The following is a 16,985-nucleotide window of genomic DNA, read 5'->3' on the forward strand; positions in this document are numbered from 1 at the left end:
TCCGTCGGCGAAGACGCTCGATGACAGCGCGTCAGACCACTCGCACCCCGGCCACGTACGTGGACTTCACCTGCGTCGCGGCGAGGTCTTCGGAGGACACCGTGACCGGGTCGCGATCCACCACGATGAAGTCCGCGAAGAGGCCGGGGGCGAGGGCACCCACCTCGTGCTCGCTGAAGAGCTGCCAGGCTGCGTTCACCGTGTGCGCGAGGAGCGCCTGATCCCTGGTGACCGGTGTGCCGCCGGGCATGCGATACCCGTTGCGGGTGGTGCGGGTCTCGGCGACTGCCATGTTGCGGAAGGGCTCGTCGGGGGTGACCCACCCGTCGTTGTGGAACGTCACGCGGTGGCCGGCTGCGAACGCGGCGCCGGCATCTGCCCATGCGCCCCCGTGTTCCGGACCGAAGAGGTCATCGACGAGCACCTCGCCCCAGTACGTGATGTGGTCGACGAACAGGCTGACCGTGACTCCCAGAGACGCCGCGCGCTCGAACTGCGCCGGGGTCATGGCGCCGCAGTGCTCCAGCCGGAACCGATGATCGGTGAGTCCGTGCCGCGCGATGATCTGCGCGTAGACGTCGAGGGTCGCATCGATCGCGCGGTCCCCGTGCGCGTGACAGGCCAGCTGCCAGCCCGCGGCGGCATAGGGCTCGGCGATGGCCGAGAGCTCGTCCGAGGTGTAGTTCGCCCGCCCGATGTGGTGGGGCTCGAGTCCGAGCGCACGGGTCGCCGGGGTGTCGAGATAGGGGAAGGACGTGGCGATGTTGCCGACCCACGGAGAGCCGTCCGACCACGTCTTCACGCCCGTCTGGCGGAAGTACGCATCGCCGCCGCCTCGTGCGGAGGGAATCCCACCCGGACGGGACATCTCGTACCACCGCAGGCGCACCGGCATCGCACCCGTCGCGCGCAGGGCGTCGATGAGCGGATCGAGTCCTCGATTCCACGACAGGTCGGACACGGTGGTGATGCCGCGCGCGGCCAGATCGCGCAGGTGCGCAGGAAGGATGCGGGGGAGATGCTCCTGCGCCGTGGCGAGCATCGGGGCGACGACCATCTCGACCGCAGCCGCCTCGAGCGCGACGCCGGTGAGCTCCCCCTCGGCATCACGACCGAACGAGGCGCCGACCGGATCGGGTGTGGTGCGGTCGATGCCTGCAGCGAGCGCGGCGGCGGTGTTGAAGTAGACCGAGTGCCCGGAGTTGTGGATCACGACGAGAGGAACACGGCCGGCGAGGTCGTCGAGGAAGCGGATGTCGGGGTCGGGGAGTCCGCGCTGCAGCAGCGAGTCCCATCCGTTCGCGAAGACGGGTTCCCCGTCGGCCTCCGCGACCGCCGTGCGCAGAGCTGCGAGGACATCCTCGGCCTGGGGCACGACCACGGGCCGGAGGTCGACGACCAGATCGGAGAGCAGGATCGCGGCGAACCCGGGATGCCCGTGCGGCTCGATCAGCCCGGGCATGACCCATCCGTCGAGTGCGACCATCTCGGCGTCGGGGTAGGTGCGGCGAATCTCCTCCGCCGAACCCACGGCCACGATCGTGGCGTCCTCGACCGCCATGGCTTCGACTTCGATATCGGTGCTCGGCGCGAACGGGCGGATGCGGCCGGTGAAGACTGTCGTCATGGCGTCAGTCTGGCACTCGGGTGCGGCGCGGCGGGGGGAGCGATCAGGAATCGAGAAGCGCATCCGTGTCCTTCCTCCGTAGTGTGAGCACCACACCGGCAGCACATCGAGAGGACCGATCATGGCCGAGAACGAGAAGAACTTCAGCGCCGAAGAACGCGAGGCTATGCAGGCTGCCGCGAAGGAGGCCCGCACACGGCGTTCCCGGGCGAAGAAGTCACCGGAAGAGCTGCGGGCAGCGGGGGAGGCCGACCTCAAGGAGGCCATCGAGAAGCTCACTCCCGAAGACCAGGCTCTGTCGAACAAGCTGCACGCTCTCGTCTCCGAGGTCGCCCCCGAGCTCGTCCCTCGCACGTACTACGGGATGCCGGCGTGGGGTCGTGACGGGAAGGTGCTCTGCTTCTTCCAGCCGGCGAGCAAGTTCAAGGTGCGCTACGGCACCTTCGGCTTCGAGCCGATCTCGAACCTCGACGACGGCACCGTCTGGCCGACCGCGTATGCGGTGACCGATCTCACGGAGGCAGACCTCGCTTTCCTGGCCGAGCGCATCCGTGTCGCGATCAGCTGACGCGCAGTAGCGTGGAGCGCGTGAGCACACTGCCCTTCCCCGCCGCCGTCTACGCCGCCCGCCTCGCCCGTGCCGCCTCCCTCGCCGCCGAGGCCGGGCTCGACGCCATCATCGTGGGACCCGGCCCCGATCTGCAGTATCTGGTCGGCGTCGAGGGCGACACGATCGAGCGACTCACCGCTCTGGTGCTCGGACCCGGCGTCACCCCGACGGTCGTGGTGCCGAGGATGGAGCTGGCGAAGGTGCGCACCACCGCGGTGGGCGAGCTCGGACTCGCCATCGCCGACTGGGTCGACGGTGAAGACCCGTATGCACTGGTAACCGCAACCGTGGGCACCGCATCGCGCGTGGGTGTCTCCGACGCCCTTCCCGCCCTGCACGTCATCCCGATCGGCGAACGACTGGGCGTGCGCCTCGAGCTCGCGACTCCGGTGCTGCGGGAGGGGCGGATGATCAAGGACGCCGAAGAGATCACAGAACTGCGTCGAGCAGCCGACGCCATCGACGCGGTGCACCGCCGCGTGCACGAGTGGCTGCGGGCAGGACGCACCGAGCGCGAGGTGGCCGCCGACATCGCCGAGGCCATCGTCGCCGAGGGCCACCGCACGGTCGAGTTCGTGATCGTCGGGTCGGGCCCGAACGGCGCCGACCCGCATCATGAGGTCTCGGACCGGGTGATCGAGAACGGCGATGTGGTCGTCGTCGACATCGGCGGTGCGGTGCCGAGCGGCTACAACTCCGACAGCACCAGGACCTACGCCGTCGGCGCCCCCGACCCCGCAGCGGCTGAGCGCATCGCGGTTCTCGTGCGAGCGCAGCAGGCGGCCGTGGATGCCGTGCGTCCAGGAATCACCGCAGCCGAGGTCGATGCCGCGGCGCGTAGCGTGCTCGCCGAGGCGGGACTGGGTGAGGCCTTCCTGCACCGCACGGGGCACGGCATCGGCGTCTCGGTGCATGAGGAGCCCTACATCGCCCCGGGCAACGATCTGGTGCTGCGCGAGGGCATGGCGTTCAGCATCGAGCCCGGCATCTACTTCGCCGGCGAGTGGGGTGCCCGCATCGAGGACATCGTCGTGGTCACAGCCGACGGGGGAGAGCGGTTGAACCTCGCGCCGCACGAGCTCACCTCGGTCGGCCTCGGCTGACGCCCCGCATGTCCTCCGGGGCGGTGGGGGAGGCGGAACGCGCTGACCGCCGCTCCCTACCGCGATAACATCGGGCCATGCGCCGCCGCCGCAAGGTCTCTTCCGCCAATGTGTCGCCGGCGACCCGTGCACGCTATGCCAAGCGCCGACAGAATCGGCTCGCGCGCGTCGACAACGACCTCACCGACGAGCAGTGGTACGACCTCATGGAGGCCTGGGGCGGATGCGCCTACTGCGGCGGCGAAGGCGCCGCTCTGCAGCGCGACTGCATCCAGCCCGTGTCGCGCGGCGGCCGCTACACGCTCCAGAACGTGGTCCCGGCGTGCGCCTCCTGCAATGCGAGCAAGCACAACGACGAGGTCACCGGCTGGCTGCGTCGCAAGAAGCTCGATGAGCGCACCTTCCTCGTGCGGCACGCCACGATCCTGCAGGCACTGCGTCCTGTCGAATGACGTCTCCGCCCACACTCGCTACTCTCGAATCATGACGACGATCGCGCCGATCACTGCCGACGACCGCGCCGAATGGGACGCCCTGTGGAGGGGATACCTGGCCTTCTACGAGACCGACTTGGATGACGCGACCACCGCGGCGACCTTCCGAAGGCTCGTCGACCCCGGGTCCGGCATCCGCGGAGCGATCGCGCGCGACGACCGCGGCGCCGCGGTCGGTATCGTGCACTGGCTGACACACCAGGGAACGTGGACGATGACGGACTACTGCTACCTCGAGGACCTCTTCGTCGCTCCCGGGGTTCGTGGCGGCGGAGTCGGCCGGGCACTGATCGCCCACGTACGCGCCTGGGCCGAGCAGCACGGCTCGGCGAAGCTCTACTGGCTCACGGCGGAGTCGAACACCACCGCCCGCGGCCTCTACGATCGCGTCGCCTCCCGGTCGGGGATGATCCACTACGAGATCGATCTCGACTGAGAGCTGAGCAAAAAGAAGAAGCCCCCGGCAGGTGCCGGGGGCTTCTCGATCCTGTGGAGCCTAGGAGATTCGAACTCCTGACATCCTGCTTGCAAAGCAGGCGCTCTACCAACTGAGCTAAGGCCCCGTGAGGGATTTTCTTGAGTTAAGGAGTGGGGCTACCAGGACTTGAACCTGGGACCTCTTCATTATCAGTGAAGCGCTCTAACCGCCTGAGCTATAGCCCCGTCAACCTCCAAGACTTTACCGGAGAAACACGGAAAATCCGAATCGAGGGGGAGCACCCGGGAGTGTCTTCCCCCTCGACCGTGTTCAGCGGCCCGGTCTGATGGTCGCGGTACCCGCCGAGAGCGAGACGTCGATGCTCCTGCGCGAGCTCGATGCCTCCTCGATCTCGGCGTTCAACGTGCCGGCACTGATGTCCTGAGTGATCGCGTACTCGACGTCGGGAACCGTCAGATCCAGAGTCCCGGCGCTCACGTCGACTGCCGTCTGCGTCGGAGGGGTCCCCGTCAGCTCCACCGTGAGATCACCCGCGGAGACACCCAGATCGGCCATGGTGACGCCGTCCAGGAGGATGTCGGCGCGACCCGCACTCATCTGCACGTCGAGTTCCTTCGCGGCTCCCTCGACATCGAGCGCACCGGCGCTCACGCTCACATCGAGCACTCCGAAGTCGCCGACCACGTCGAGGCTGCCGGCATCGAGGTTCAGGTCGGCATCGAGTCGCGCGTCACGCAGGCTCTCGGGGAGGGTGAGCACCGCGATCTCCTCGTCGCCGAACCAGCCGCCGATCCACCAGCCGAACACCCCCTGGGGGCTCCGCACCACCAGCTCATCGCCGTCGCGTTCGAACGTCCACGGCGTACCGCGGCCATTCGTGATGGCGAGCGTCGCCTCGTCGACATCGCCGAACTCGACCCGCATGCTGCTGGCGTCGGCAGAGACGTCGACGCTCTCGAGTCCGTCGACCTCCACGCTCTGCACGGAATCAGGACGGCTCGAGGAGACGATGGTCCCGGCCGCCGCGGCTGCTGCCGTTCCCCCGGCCCCGAGCAGGGCGAGCCCGCCGACGACCGCGGTCACGACCATGACCGCGGTGGCCCCCGACGATCGTCCACCCCCCGAAGGAGGAGGCGTCGGAGCGGACGGCGATGCCGGCGCCTGGGGAGGGGATGCGGGCGGAGGGGTGAGCGGGGTGTGCTCGCCCTGGGCGCCGTTGTTGTCGGTGGTCATCGTGCCACTCCTGTCTGGCCGGTCGGCGGCGTCGGGCCACCAGTGTTCTCGATGTGGGCGAGGGCGGCGAGCACGCGGCGGTTTCCCGACTCGTCCTGCTCGAAGCCCAGCTTCTGGAAGATGGAGGTGATGTGCTTTTCGACACTGGCCTCCGAGAGGAACAGGATCCCGGCGATCGCCTGGTTCGACTTCCCCTCCGCGATCAGAGCGAGCACGGTGCGTTCGCGCTCGGTGAGCCGCAGCATCCGGTCGTCCCGGTTGCGACGGGTCAGCAGCTGCGCGACGACCTCGGGGTCGAGCACGGTGGCCCCCTCGGAGATCCGCTGCACGGAGGCGAGGAACTCGGAGACATCGGCGACGCGGTCCTTGAGCAGGTAGCCCAGCGGACCCCCCTGCGCTGCGATCAGATCCGAGGCGTACCGCTCCTCGACGTACTGCGAGAGCACGAGGATCGCGAGCGTCGGATGCGTCGAGCGCAGACCGAGCGCGGCACGGATGCCCTCGTCGGTGAATGTCGGCGGAAGGCGTACGTCCAGGATGCACAGGTCGGGCGTCGTGGTGGCGACGGCCTGGTCGAGACCTTCGATGTCGGGGAGGGCCGAGACCACGTCGTGGCCGGCGTCTTCGAGAAGACGGACCAGACCTTCTCGAAGCAGGACCGAGTCCTCACAGATCAGGATGCGCATGGGACGTTCACCTCCAGGCTGGTCGGTCCGCCCTGCGGACTGTCGAGACGGAAGGTTCCCCCCGCGGCGAGGATGCGGTTGGCGATCCCGTCGAGTCCGCCTCCCGGCTGCACCTGCGCGCCACCGATGCCGTTGTCCTCCACGCGTGCCCAGAGGGTGTTGCCCTCGCGGAGCCGCACGATCACCCGCGCTTCACTGGCCCGCGAGTGCTTCGCCGCATTGGTCAGGGATTCGGCGATGGAGAAGTACACGGCGGCCTCGGCCTCGCGACTGCAGCGACCCTCCATGCGCACATCGAGGTGCACGGGGATGTGCGAGCGTCCGGCGAGTGCCGACAGAGCAGCGTCGAGACCGCGGTCGTCGAGCACCGAAGCGTGGATGCCGCGGGCCAGCTGACGCAGCTCGGTGATGGCTGCCTTGGTGGAGGTGTGGGCCTCGTTGATCAGTTCCTTCGCGGCGTCGGGATCGCTGTCGATCTTCTGCTGCGCGAGTCCGAGGGTCATGCCGACCGAGACCAGTCGGGGCTGAACGCCGTCATGCAGGTCGCGCTCGATGCGGGTGCGCTCCACGTCGGCGGCCCGCACGGCGCCTTCCCGCTGCGCCGTGGAGGTACGCACGCGTTCGGTGAGCTCGGTCTCCTTGCTGCGGATCACGATCGCGAGCGACAGGGTGCGATGCAGCAGGGCCAGCCCGATCATGCCGACGACGCACGCCGCGATGCCGAGGATGCCGACCAGGGGAGCCCAGGCGACGGGGATGCCTCCGCCGCCGAACGGCCCCATGACGGAGTCTGCCGCGGTGAGGGGAGCGAACGAGATGATGATCGACCACACCAGGCCCCAGAACAGACGGAGGACGACCCAGCCGAGCAGTGCGGAGATGGCGAAGTTGGCGATCGCACGCCACATGCGCCCATCGATCGCCTGACGTCCGAGCGCACGCAACCAGCCGACGAACCCGGGGCGGTCGCGCGGCTGCAGGCGCAGCGGAGCGATCGGCGTGCGGTACAGCGTGCCGACGCGCGCGACCTCGAACCAGCCGAGTCCGTACAACGCGTAGACCAGTCCCACCAGCAGGACGAGCCCGATGCCCGCGGCGAAGAGGAGGCCGAGGCCGGTGCCGAGGAGCCCGCCGAGCATGCTGAAGATGGCACCGCCGAGGATGCCGACGCCTGCCAGGTGCAGGATCGTGAGGAAGATGCGCAACGGCGGCTTCACCGCCGTTGCGGGAGCCGGGGTCGCAGTCTGAGTGGTCATGATTCCAAGGTACGGCGGGCCGGGTGAGCACGACACCGAGTCAACCGGACACTCCGATTCGGGTTTTCCGTAAGGCGTCTCGAGTGGTTCCCGCATCGCCCGCTCCGATCTGCTTCACTGGGGGCATGACGACACACGAAGGGGAGCCGCACGGCGCCGGGCTCGGTCAGCGACTGAACTGGTTGCGCGCGGGGGTGCTGGGCGCGAACGACGGCATCGTCTCGGTCGCCTCGCTCGTGGTCGGAGTCGCCGGCGCGACGACCGACAACGCCGCACTCCTCACCGCGGGAATCGCGGGCCTCGTGGGTGGAGCCATCTCGATGGCGCTCGGGGAGTACGTCTCGGTGAGCAGCCAGCGCGACAGTGAGCGTGCCCTCATCGCGAAGGAGAGCGAAGAGCTGCGCACGATGCCCGCAGCGGAGCTCGACGAGCTCACTCAGCTCTACCGCGACCGTGGACTCTCCGACGAGACGGCGCGTCAGGTCGCGGAGGAGCTCACGGCGCACGACGCCCTGGCTGCGCACCTGGAGGTCGAGCTCGGCATCGACCAGGACGACCTGGTGAATCCGTGGCACGCGGCGATGTCGTCGGCGATCGCCTTCACTCTCGGCGCGCTGCTGCCCTTGCTGGCCATCCTGCTTCCGCCCCCGGAGTGGCGGGTCCCGGTCACGTTCGTGGCCGTCCTCCTGGCTCTGGCCGTGACGGGCACGCTGTCCGCGAAGATCGGAGGTTCGGCGCCGGTGCGCGCATCGATCCGACTGGTCATCGGCGGCGGGCTCGCCCTGGCCGCGACCTGGCTCATCGGCACCCTTCTCGGCACCACGGGCGTCGTCTAGCGACCACCGCGACGAGGAACGACGAAGGGCGGATGCCGCAGCATCCGCCCTTCGTCTGATCCGTTCCGAGGATCAGTTCGACATGAAGCCGACGAGCAGTCCGCCCGTCACCTTCACCGCGAGGTTGTAGATTCCGGCAACCACGGCGCCGAGCACCGTGAAGACGATCAGGTTCAGGATGGCGACCACAGCCGCGAAGGCCATCACCTGGGGAAGACCGACGACCTCGGAGAGAACGAAGGTGTTGTCGGTGATGCCGAGCAGGAAGCTCTCCGCCGTCGTCATGATCCCCGTCGCCTGGAACACCAGGAAGATGAGGAAGAACGACACCATCGTGACGACCGCGAGGGCGACCGCTCCGAGGAACGAGAGCTTCACGGCCGACCAGAAGTCCACGTAGACCAGTCGGAGGCGTACCTGCTTGCCACTGGTCTTGCGGGTCGACTTCTTCGCCAGCTTGTCGGCCACTGTGCTCATGCGTCTGTATCCTCGGGGGTCTGTGTCGTCTCGGGGGCCTGGGTCTCGGCATCCTCCGCTTCCGCCTCGTCTTCGGCGAGGCCACGCTCGCCGTTACGGGCGATGGCGAGGATGCGGTCGGCCTCCGTCGTACGGGCGAACACCACTCCCATGGTGTCTCTACCCTTGGCGGGGACCTCGGCCACGGCAGAGCGTACCACCTTGCCGCTGGAGAGAACCACCAAGACCTCGTCGTCCTCGGAGACGATCAGACCACCCGCGAGAGTGCCCCGATCGTCGTTGAGCTTGGCGACCTTGATGCCTGTTCCGCCGCGCCCCTGCACGCGGTATTCCTCCACCGCGGTGCGCTTGGCGTACCCACCGTCGGTGACGACGAAGACGAATTTGCCGGGCGCTGCGACGGAAGCCGAGAGCAGGCAGTCCTCGTCGATCTTGAACTTCATGCCCCGGACACCGGCCGTGGCACGACCCATCGGACGCAGTGCCTCGTCGGTCGCCTCGAAGCGCACCGACATGCCGCGACGGCTGATGAGGAGGATGTCGTCCTCGGCGTTCACCAGGAGCGCGCTGACGAGTTCGTCCTCCTCGTTCAGGCGGATCGCGATGACGCCGCCCTGACGGTTGGTGTCGTACGCCTCGAGTCGCGTCTTCTTGACCAGACCCTCGCGCGTCGCCAGCACCAGGTAGTCCGCCACCTGGTAGTCGCGGATGTCGAGCACCTGCGCGATGTTCTCGTCCGGCTGCAGGGCGAGCAGGTTCGCGACGTGCATGCCCTTCGCATCGCGCCCGGCCTCGGGCACCTCGTAGGTCTTCGCACGGTAGACGCGACCCTTATCGGTGAAGAACAGCAGCCAGTGGTGCGTGGTCGTCACGAAGAAGTGCTCGACGATGTCGTTCGCGCGCAGCTGCGCACCCTTGACGCCCTTGCCGCCGCGGTGCTGCGAACGGTAGTTGTCGCTGCGCGTGCGCTTGATGTAGCCCTCGCGGGTGACGGTGACGACCATCTCCTCCTCGGCGATGAGGTCTTCCATCGAGACATCACCGTCGAAGCCGTGCAGGATGTGCGTGCGACGCTCGTCTCCGAAGCGGTCGACGATACCGGTGAGCTCTTCGCGGATGATCGTGCGCTGACGACCCTCATCGGCCAGGATCGACTTGTAGTCGGTGATCTGGGCCTCGAGCTCGTTGGCCTGGTCGATGATCCGCTGACGCTCGAGAGCGGCGAGGCGGCGCAGCTGCATCTGCAGGATCGCGTCGGCCTGGATGTCGTCGATGTCGAGGAGCTTCTGGAGTCCCTCGTTCGCATCCGCGGTGGTCTGCGAACGACGGATCAGCGCGATGACCTCGTCGAGCGCGTCGAGCGCCTTGAGGTATCCGCGCAGGATATGCATGCGCTTCTCGGCCTCGCGCAGACGGAACTCCGTGCGACGGACGATCACATCGATCTGGTGCGAGATCCAGTGCGTGATGAAGCCGTCGATCGCGAGGGTGCGCGGCACACCGTCGACGATCGCGAGCATGTTCGCGCCGAAGTTCTCCTGCAGCTGGGTGTGCTTGTACAGGTTGTTCAGCACGACCTTCGCGACGGCGTCGCGCTTGAGCACGACGACCAGACGCTGTCCGGTGCGGTCGGAGGACTCGTCGCGGATGTCGGCGATACCGGTGATCTTGCCGTCGCGGGCGAGGTCGCCGATCTTCACGGCCACGTTGTCGGGGTTCACCTGGTAGGGCAGCTCGGTGATGACGAGGCAGGTACGACCCTGGATCTCCTCCACGTTGACGACCGCGCGCATCGTGATCGAGCCGCGACCGGTGCGGTACGCCTCGTGGATGCCCTTGTTTCCGAGAATCTGCGCGCCGGTCGGGAAGTCCGGTCCGGGAACACGCTGGATCAGACCTTCGAGCAGCTCCTCACGGGAGATGCCGGGGTTGTCGAGGGCCCAGAGGGCGGCGTCGGCCACCTCGCGCAGGTTGTGCGGCGGGATGTTGGTGGCCATGCCGACCGCGATGCCGACCGAGCCGTTGACGAGCAGGTTCGGGAACCGGGCCGGCAGGACCGTCGGCTCCTGCGTCTGGCCGTCGTAGTTGTCGGTGAAGTCGACGGTGTCTTCTTCGATGTCGCGCACCATCTCGAGCGCGAGCGGGGCCATCTTGGTCTCGGTGTACCGCGGCGCCGCGGCACCCATGTTGCCGGGCGAGCCGAAGTTGCCCTGGCCGAGGGCGAGCGGATACCGCAGCGACCACGGCTGCACCAGTCGCACGAGGGCGTCGTAGATCGCCGAGTCGCCGTGCGGGTGGTACTGGCCCATGACCTCGCCCACCACACGGGCGCACTTCGAGAACGACTTGTCGGGGCGGAACCCGCCGTCGTACATGCCGTAGATCACACGGCGGTGCACGGGCTTGAGCCCATCGCGCACATCGGGGAGCGCGCGCCCCACGATGACGGCCATCGCGTAGTCGAGGTAGCTGCGCTGCATCTCCGACTGCAGGTCGACCTGATCGATCTTGCCGTGATCGTGTTCCGGTTCGGTGCGTTCTTCGTCAGTCATGAATCAATCTCTCTGTCACACATCTGGTCTGAGCCCGCGGGCATCAGATGTCGAGGAAGCGGACGTCCTTGGCGTTGCGCTGGATGAAGCTGCGTCGGGACTCGACGTCCTCGCCCATCAGCACGCTGAAGATCTCGTCGGCCGCGGCGGCGTCCTCGATGGTGATCTGCTGCAGGGTGCGCGTGGTGTGATCCATCGTCGTCTCCCACAGCTCCTTCGGGTTCATCTCGCCGAGACCCTTGTAGCGCTGGATGCCGGCATCCTTCGGGATGCGCTTTCCGTTCTCGATGCCGTGCTTGAGCAGGGCGTCGCGCTCGGCGTCGCTGAACACGTACTCGTGCGCGGAGTTCGACCACTTCAGGCGGTACAGCGGCGGCATCGCGAGGTACACGAAACCGGCCTCGATGAGTCCGCGCATGTAGCGGAAGAGCAGCGTGAGCAGCAGCGTGGTGATGTGCTGGCCGTCGACGTCGGCATCGGCCATCAGCACGATCTTGTGATACCGCGCCTTCTCGATGTCGAACTCTTCACCGATGCCCGTGCCGAAGGCCTGGATCATCGCCTGGACTTCCTTGTTGCCCAGGGCCTTGTCCAGACGCGCGCGCTCGACATTGAGGATCTTCCCTCGCAGCGCCAGGATCGCCTGCGTGTGCGGGTCGCGACCCTGCACCGCGGAACCACCGGCCGAGTCACCCTCCACCAGGAAGATCTCGCTGATCGACGGGTCCTTGCTCGTGCAGTCCTTGAGCTTGTCGGGCATCGCCGCCGACTCGAACACGCTCTTGCGACGGGCGGTCTCTCGCGCCTTCCGCGCCGCGAGGCGGGCGGTCGCGGCGTCGATCGCCTTGCGGATGACGTTCTTCGCCTGGTTCGGGTTTCGCTCGAACCAGTCGCCGAGCTGATCGCCGACGACCTTCTGCACGAAGGCCTTGGCTTCGGTGTTGCCGAGCTTGGTCTTCGTCTGGCCCTCGAACTGCGGTTCTCCGAGCTTGATCGAGATGACCGCGGTCAGTCCCTCGCGCACGTCGTCGCCGGAGAGGTTGTCGTCCTTCTCCTTGAGGAGGTTGTTCGCGCGGGCGTACTTGTTGACCAGGGTGGTCAGTGCCGCGCGGAAGCCCTCTTCGTGGGTTCCACCCTCGTGGGTGTTGATCGTGTTGGCGTAGGTGAACACGTTCTCGGTATACGACGTGGTCCACTGCATCGCGACCTCGAGCGAGATCTTGCGCTCGGTGTCTTCCGACTCGAAGGCGATGATCTCGTCGTTGACGACTTCGGCGTGACGCACCTTGTTGAGGTACTCGACGTAGTCGACCAGGCCGCGCTCGTAGAAGAACACGTCTCCCGGCTGCTTGGTGACGGTCGAGCCGTCTTCCTCGACCTCGTAGGCGGAGGAATCGCGCTCATCGCGCAGCTCGATGCGGAGGCCCTTGTTGAGGAAGGCCATCTGCTGGAACCGCGTGCGCAGCGTGTCGTAGTCGAACTCGATGGTCTCGGTGAAGATCGAGGAGTCCGGCCAGAACGTGATGCTCGTTCCGGTCTCGTCCGTCGCCTCGCCCTTCTCGAGCTTCTGCTGCGGGATGCCGCCGTCGGCGAAGCTGTGCCGCCAGACGAATCCCTTCTGCTTCACCTCGACGTCGAAGCGCGTCGACAGCGCGTTCACGACGGAGGATCCGACACCGTGCAGACCACCGGAGACGGCGTAGGCGCCGCCACCGAACTTTCCGCCGGCGTGCAGGATCGTGAGCACGACCTCGACCGTCGACTTGTTCGGGTCGGAGGAGTGCGGATCGACCGGGATGCCTCGACCGTTGTCGACGACGCGCACGCCGCCATCGGCGAGCATCGTGACGAAGATCGTGTCGGCGTAGCCTGCCAGAGCCTCATCGACCGAGTTGTCGACGATCTCGTAGACCAGGTGGTGGAGTCCTCGAGGCCCGGTGGACCCGATGTACATACCGGGGCGCTTGCGCACAGCCTCGAGGCCTTCGAGGATCTGGATCGAATCCGCACCGTACTCACCAGGCTGCTTCGCCTTGGGTGCAATGGTGCCCTCGGTTGCGGGGGTTCCCCCGGTGTTCGATTCCGTCTCGTCAGCAGGGGATTCAGGCGTCATCAGAGGGCATTCTCCACATCGATATCACGAACTCCCATTCTAGCGGAGTTTCGTCGGGAAATGCCGCTCAACGGCCGTGTGTGGGCCTGTGAGCGTTTCGACCCCCTTGCGTGGTGCCCTACCCGTAGGTATCGCGCGGGCCCCGTCCTGGAACGGCTCTGGGACCCCATTTCCACGAGGGAACGTCCGGTCCGATGAAGCGAAGATTCTCGACCCCTGCGTCGGGATACCGTCGGCCGATCTCCGTGAGAATCGTGGCCCGCATGAACTGCAGGTTCTTCGCCCACGCGGTCGAGTCGCACTTCACGGTGAGCAGGCCGCGCTCCAGGGAGACGGGTTCGGAGTGCTTCGCTGTGTCGGCGCCGGCGAGATCGGCCCACTGACGGACGAGATCTTCCCGAGCGAGGGTGATCTGCCAGCCGGAGTCACGGCTCAGCTTGTCGAGCACCGCGCCGAGAGCACCAGGATCGCGCCCAGGAGTGAAGGGAGCGTTGTCATCGTCGTTGGCGATGCGCCGCTTGCGCTTCCAGCTTTTGGAGCTCGGCTGCAGGCCCCGAAGGCGCAGGTACGTGCCGATCGTCTCGGGAACTTCGGCCGCGGGAGTCGAAGCCGCGTCAGTCATCCGCCGCCTCCCGTTCGTCGCTGATCGTTCCGGCGCTGATGCGCACCACGTGGGCATGCAGCACCTCAGGGATATCCTCCTCCACCGCCGCCGTCACCACCACCTGCTCGTAGCCGGCCGTGAGGGCCGCGAGTCGCTGACGCCGATCGGCGTCGAGCTCGGCGAAGACGTCGTCGAGGATGAGCACCGGGTCGCCGGCGGGAGATTCGCTGCGCAGCAGCTCGGCCGAGGCCAGCCGGAGAGCGAGGGCAACCGACCAGGACTCGCCGTGAGAGGCATAGCCCTTCACGGGGAGATCGCGAACACGCAGAACCAGGTCGTCCCGGTGCGGCCCGGTGAGGGTCAGCCCGCGATCGAGCTCGTTCGACCGCTTCGCTGCGAGCGACGCGCGGAAGAGATCGGCGATACGGTGCGGATCGCTGAGTCGGTCGATGGCCGATGCGCCGTCGGCTCCTTCGCCACCGTCTTCTCCCTCTTCGGGGTCGCCGCCGCCGACGGAGAGCGCCCACTCCAGTTCCGGACGATGATCGGCACCGGCGATCGCCTCGTAGGCATCAGCGACCGGCTGCTGCAGATCCGCCGCGAGACGCTGACGTGCCGTGATGATCTCCGACCCGAGCGAGACGAGCTTGTCGTCCCACACATCCAGCGTGCTCAACCCTTCGCCGCGGACACCGCGAGCTCGGGCAGACTTCAGCAGCGCATTGCGCTGTTTGAGCACACGGTCGTAGTCGGCGAGGACGGCCGCGAGCCTCGGAGTGCGTTGGATGAGGAGCTGATCGGTGAAGCGGCGGCGAGCCGAGGGGTCGCCGCGCACGATCTGCAGATCTTCCGGAGCGAACAGCACCACATGTGCGTAGCGGGGGAGTTCGTTCGGCTTCGAGGGCGATCCGTTGATGCGAGCCTTGTTCGATCCCTGCCTGTTCACCTGGACCTCGGCGAGCACGCGACGCTCGCCATGCGAGAGTCGCGCGCGGATCACCGCGAACTCCTGCCCGTCACGGACCATCGGCGCATCCGAGGAGACACGGTGCGATCCGAGCGTCGCGAGGAACACGATGGCCTCGGCGAGATTCGTCTTTCCCTGACCGTTGCGACCGACAAGGACGTTCGGTCCGCGATGCAGGGTGAGTTCGGCGGTCGCGTAATTGCGGAAATCGACCAGACTCAGGTGCTCCACAATCACGGAGTCAGCCTACCTTCGGGGTCTGACACAGGTTCTTCTCTGGTTTTCATGTGGGGCGCAGACGATGACGCGCCCTTCGCTCGCAGAGCGGGTTCCCTCCCGCTTCGCGGGCCCCTCCTGATGCTCATTCCGGGAGCACCACATCTCCCAAAGGATCTACGTGAGCGCCAAGGCGCCGGCCGAACCGGGAACGTTTCGGGTAGGGAGGTAGCGGAGAGGATCAGCGCAGGAGCAGGTTGGGCTGAAGCAGGTACTTGAACGAGTCGAGGCCGGCCTGGTCCACGGAGGTCTGACTCGTGATCAGCACCGGGCTGAGCTTGTTGGCGTTGTCGCTCGAGGTGAACGTCACGCGGACGAACTCGCTCTTCACGGCGCCGAGCGCCTCGATGAGGTACTGCGGGTTCAGGCCGAGCGTGACCTCGTCGCCGCCGGAGAGGATCGCATCGACGGACTCGGAGGCGCGTGCGTGGTCTCCCCCCGAGGCATCCATGGTCACGCTGTCGCTGGAGAACGTGAAACGCAGTGGAGCAGCGCGATCGAGAACGAGAGAAACTCGGCGGACGGCCTCGACCAGGTCAGCCGTATTGACGACCGCGTAGTGATCCGTCTGCTCCGGGAAGAGTCGGCGAACAGGCGGGAAATTGCCCTTGATCAGGAGAGAAGTGACGGTCTTGTTTCCCGCGGTGAAGGCGATGATCTCTCGGTCGCCTGCTCCGGAGAAGGCCACCTGGATCGTGCCGGCGTGACCGAAGGTCTTACCCACTTCGAGGAGCGTGCGTGCGGGAACCAGTGCGGTGGCCTCGACGGCTTCGCCGTCCCACGGCACATCCCGAAGCGAGACGCGGTAGCGGTCGGTCGCGACGAGGCTGAGGTTGTGTCCGGAGACTTCGAGCTGCACACCGGTGAGCACGGGGGTCACGTCGTCACGCGACGCGGCGAATCCGACCTGGGAGATGGCGGTGCCGAAGTCGTCGGCGGGAACCACACCGGAAGAACCCGTCACCTCGGGGATCGACGGGTATTCCTCGACCGGCATGGCAGCGAGTGTGAACCGTGCGGAGCCGCAGGTGACGGCGATGCCGCCGTCTTCCTCGACCGCGATCTCGATCGGAGCGTTCGGGAGGCGGCTCGCGATGTCGGAGAGCAGCCGGCCGTGGACCAGAATCGTGCCGGGTGTCTCCACCGTGGCTTCGATGGTCGTCCGCGCGGACGCTTCGTAGTCGAAGGCGGAGAGCGTCAGACCCGAACCATCTGCTTCGATCAGGACTCCGGCCAGGATCGGCTGGGGGTTGCGCTGCGGCAGAAGCTTGACGACGAACGAGACAGCCTCGCTGAAGACATCGCGGTTGACCTGAAACCTCACTGGTGCTCCCTTGTCGTCGAACTGTGACGCGTTGTCGTCTGCCCTGCCTGTGCAGGGCTTCCCATGCTAGCCCCACACTCCGGCGTATCCCTACGCCGAGGTTCTTGTCGTTCGTCCGGCGGTTCTCCCCACCGTCTGGTGATCGGATCGCGCCTTGAATGACTTAACTCCTTAACGGTGTTAACAGCTGTGGATACTGTGGATAAGTCGGTGGATAGCAAGAGCGAGTAGGGAACTACACAGTTGTCAGTTGTGGAAACCCTGAGGAATCCGCGGGCTGGGGGCTTGTGGGCCGAGGAGCGCCCTCCCAGAGTTATCCACAGGTTTGGGCGATCAACCCACATTCGTCCCGACCGAATCCACTTTCATCCACAAGTTATCCACATGT

At 66.8% G+C, this 16,985-nt stretch carries 15 protein-coding genes and 2 tRNA genes; 5 read left to right on the forward strand and 12 right to left on the reverse strand.

The genetic code is table 11. The features are described from left to right. Nucleotides 1-31 precede the first annotated feature (31 nt). Nucleotides 32-1,627, reverse strand: coding sequence for an amidohydrolase (locus tag F6W70_RS16770; protein WP_151487389.1), 1,596 nt, complete (start codon nucleotides 1,625-1,627; stop codon nucleotides 32-34). 121 nt (nucleotides 1,628-1,748) lie between these two features. Between F6W70_RS16770 and F6W70_RS16775 the strand changes: the two genes are divergently transcribed. The 4 genes from F6W70_RS16775 (at nucleotide 1,749) to F6W70_RS16790 (ending at nucleotide 4,270) form a co-directional block, all read left to right on the forward strand. Beyond that, nucleotides 1,749-2,195: a DUF1801 domain-containing protein gene (locus F6W70_RS16775; protein WP_055871574.1), complete on the forward strand. Its 447-nt coding sequence runs from the start codon at nucleotides 1,749-1,751 to the stop codon at nucleotides 2,193-2,195. Nucleotides 2,196-2,215: 20 nt separating this feature from the next. Continuing rightward, nucleotides 2,216-3,340, forward strand: a complete 1,125-nt coding sequence (locus F6W70_RS16780) for a M24 family metallopeptidase (protein WP_151487390.1) — start codon at nucleotides 2,216-2,218, stop codon at nucleotides 3,338-3,340. Nucleotides 3,341-3,417: 77 nt separating this feature from the next. Next, entirely contained in the window at nucleotides 3,418-3,792 is a 375-nt protein-coding gene (locus F6W70_RS16785; RefSeq protein ID WP_151487391.1) for an HNH endonuclease, read from the forward strand. A gap of 31 nt (nucleotides 3,793-3,823) precedes the next feature. Then, nucleotides 3,824-4,270 (forward strand): GNAT family N-acetyltransferase, encoded by a 447-nt coding sequence (locus F6W70_RS16790; protein WP_055871564.1) that lies wholly within the window; start codon nucleotides 3,824-3,826, stop codon nucleotides 4,268-4,270. 54 nt (nucleotides 4,271-4,324) lie between these two features. Here the strand turns inward: F6W70_RS16790 and F6W70_RS16795 are convergent. The 5 genes from F6W70_RS16795 to F6W70_RS16815 form a co-directional block, all read right to left on the reverse strand. Further along, a tRNA-Ala gene (locus F6W70_RS16795) sits at nucleotides 4,325-4,397 on the reverse strand. A gap of 26 nt (nucleotides 4,398-4,423) precedes the next feature. Next, nucleotides 4,424-4,497, reverse strand: a tRNA-Ile gene (locus tag F6W70_RS16800). Nucleotides 4,498-4,582: 85 nt separating this feature from the next. Beyond that, complete coding sequence (locus F6W70_RS16805) at nucleotides 4,583-5,506, reverse strand: hypothetical protein (RefSeq protein WP_151487392.1); 924 nt, start codon at nucleotides 5,504-5,506, stop codon at nucleotides 4,583-4,585. Then, nucleotides 5,503-6,192, reverse strand: a complete 690-nt coding sequence (locus tag F6W70_RS16810; protein WP_055875456.1) for a LuxR C-terminal-related transcriptional regulator — start codon at nucleotides 6,190-6,192, stop codon at nucleotides 5,503-5,505. Before F6W70_RS16810 ends, F6W70_RS16805 begins: the two co-directional genes overlap by 4 nt. Then, entirely contained in the window at nucleotides 6,180-7,448 is a 1,269-nt protein-coding gene (locus tag F6W70_RS16815; RefSeq protein WP_017829927.1) for a sensor histidine kinase, read from the reverse strand. The genes F6W70_RS16810 and F6W70_RS16815 overlap by 13 nt, the downstream gene beginning before the upstream one ends. Before the next feature lie 125 nt (nucleotides 7,449-7,573). Here F6W70_RS16815 and F6W70_RS16820 point away from each other — a divergent pair, with 125 nt between their 5' ends. Beyond that, complete coding sequence (locus tag F6W70_RS16820; protein WP_055871553.1) at nucleotides 7,574-8,284, forward strand: VIT1/CCC1 transporter family protein; 711 nt, start codon at nucleotides 7,574-7,576, stop codon at nucleotides 8,282-8,284. A gap of 72 nt (nucleotides 8,285-8,356) precedes the next feature. Here F6W70_RS16820 and F6W70_RS16825 read toward each other — a convergent pair whose 3' ends face one another. The 6 genes from F6W70_RS16825 to dnaN all read right to left on the reverse strand — a co-directional run bounded on the left by F6W70_RS16825 (nucleotide 8,357) and on the right by dnaN (nucleotide 16,597). Then, a complete protein-coding gene (locus F6W70_RS16825; RefSeq protein WP_017829919.1) occupies nucleotides 8,357-8,761 on the reverse strand; it encodes a DUF3566 domain-containing protein in 405 nt (134 codons plus the stop codon). Beyond that, on the reverse strand, nucleotides 8,758-11,313 hold the full coding sequence (gene gyrA, locus F6W70_RS16830) for a DNA gyrase subunit A (RefSeq protein ID WP_055875450.1): 2,556 nt from the start codon (nucleotides 11,311-11,313) through the stop codon (nucleotides 8,758-8,760). The genes F6W70_RS16825 and gyrA overlap by 4 nt, the downstream gene beginning before the upstream one ends. Before the next feature lie 43 nt (nucleotides 11,314-11,356). Then, nucleotides 11,357-13,426, reverse strand: coding sequence for a DNA topoisomerase (ATP-hydrolyzing) subunit B (gene gyrB, locus F6W70_RS16835; RefSeq protein WP_318278937.1), 2,070 nt, complete (start codon nucleotides 13,424-13,426; stop codon nucleotides 11,357-11,359). Between the two features lie 118 nt (nucleotides 13,427-13,544). After that, entirely contained in the window at nucleotides 13,545-14,048 is a 504-nt protein-coding gene (locus tag F6W70_RS16840) for a DciA family protein (protein WP_055871548.1), read from the reverse strand. Further along, a complete protein-coding gene (gene recF / locus F6W70_RS16845; RefSeq protein ID WP_055875445.1) occupies nucleotides 14,041-15,234 on the reverse strand; it encodes a DNA replication/repair protein RecF in 1,194 nt (397 codons plus the stop codon). Before recF ends, F6W70_RS16840 begins: the two co-directional genes overlap by 8 nt. Before the next feature lie 220 nt (nucleotides 15,235-15,454). Next, a complete protein-coding gene (dnaN, locus tag F6W70_RS16850) occupies nucleotides 15,455-16,597 on the reverse strand; it encodes a DNA polymerase III subunit beta (protein WP_055871541.1) in 1,143 nt (380 codons plus the stop codon). Nucleotides 16,598-16,985: the final 388 nt, after the last annotated feature.

The sequence above is a fragment of the Microbacterium maritypicum genome, from assembly GCF_008868125.1.
Lineage (GTDB): Bacteria > Actinomycetota > Actinomycetes > Actinomycetales > Microbacteriaceae > Microbacterium > Microbacterium maritypicum.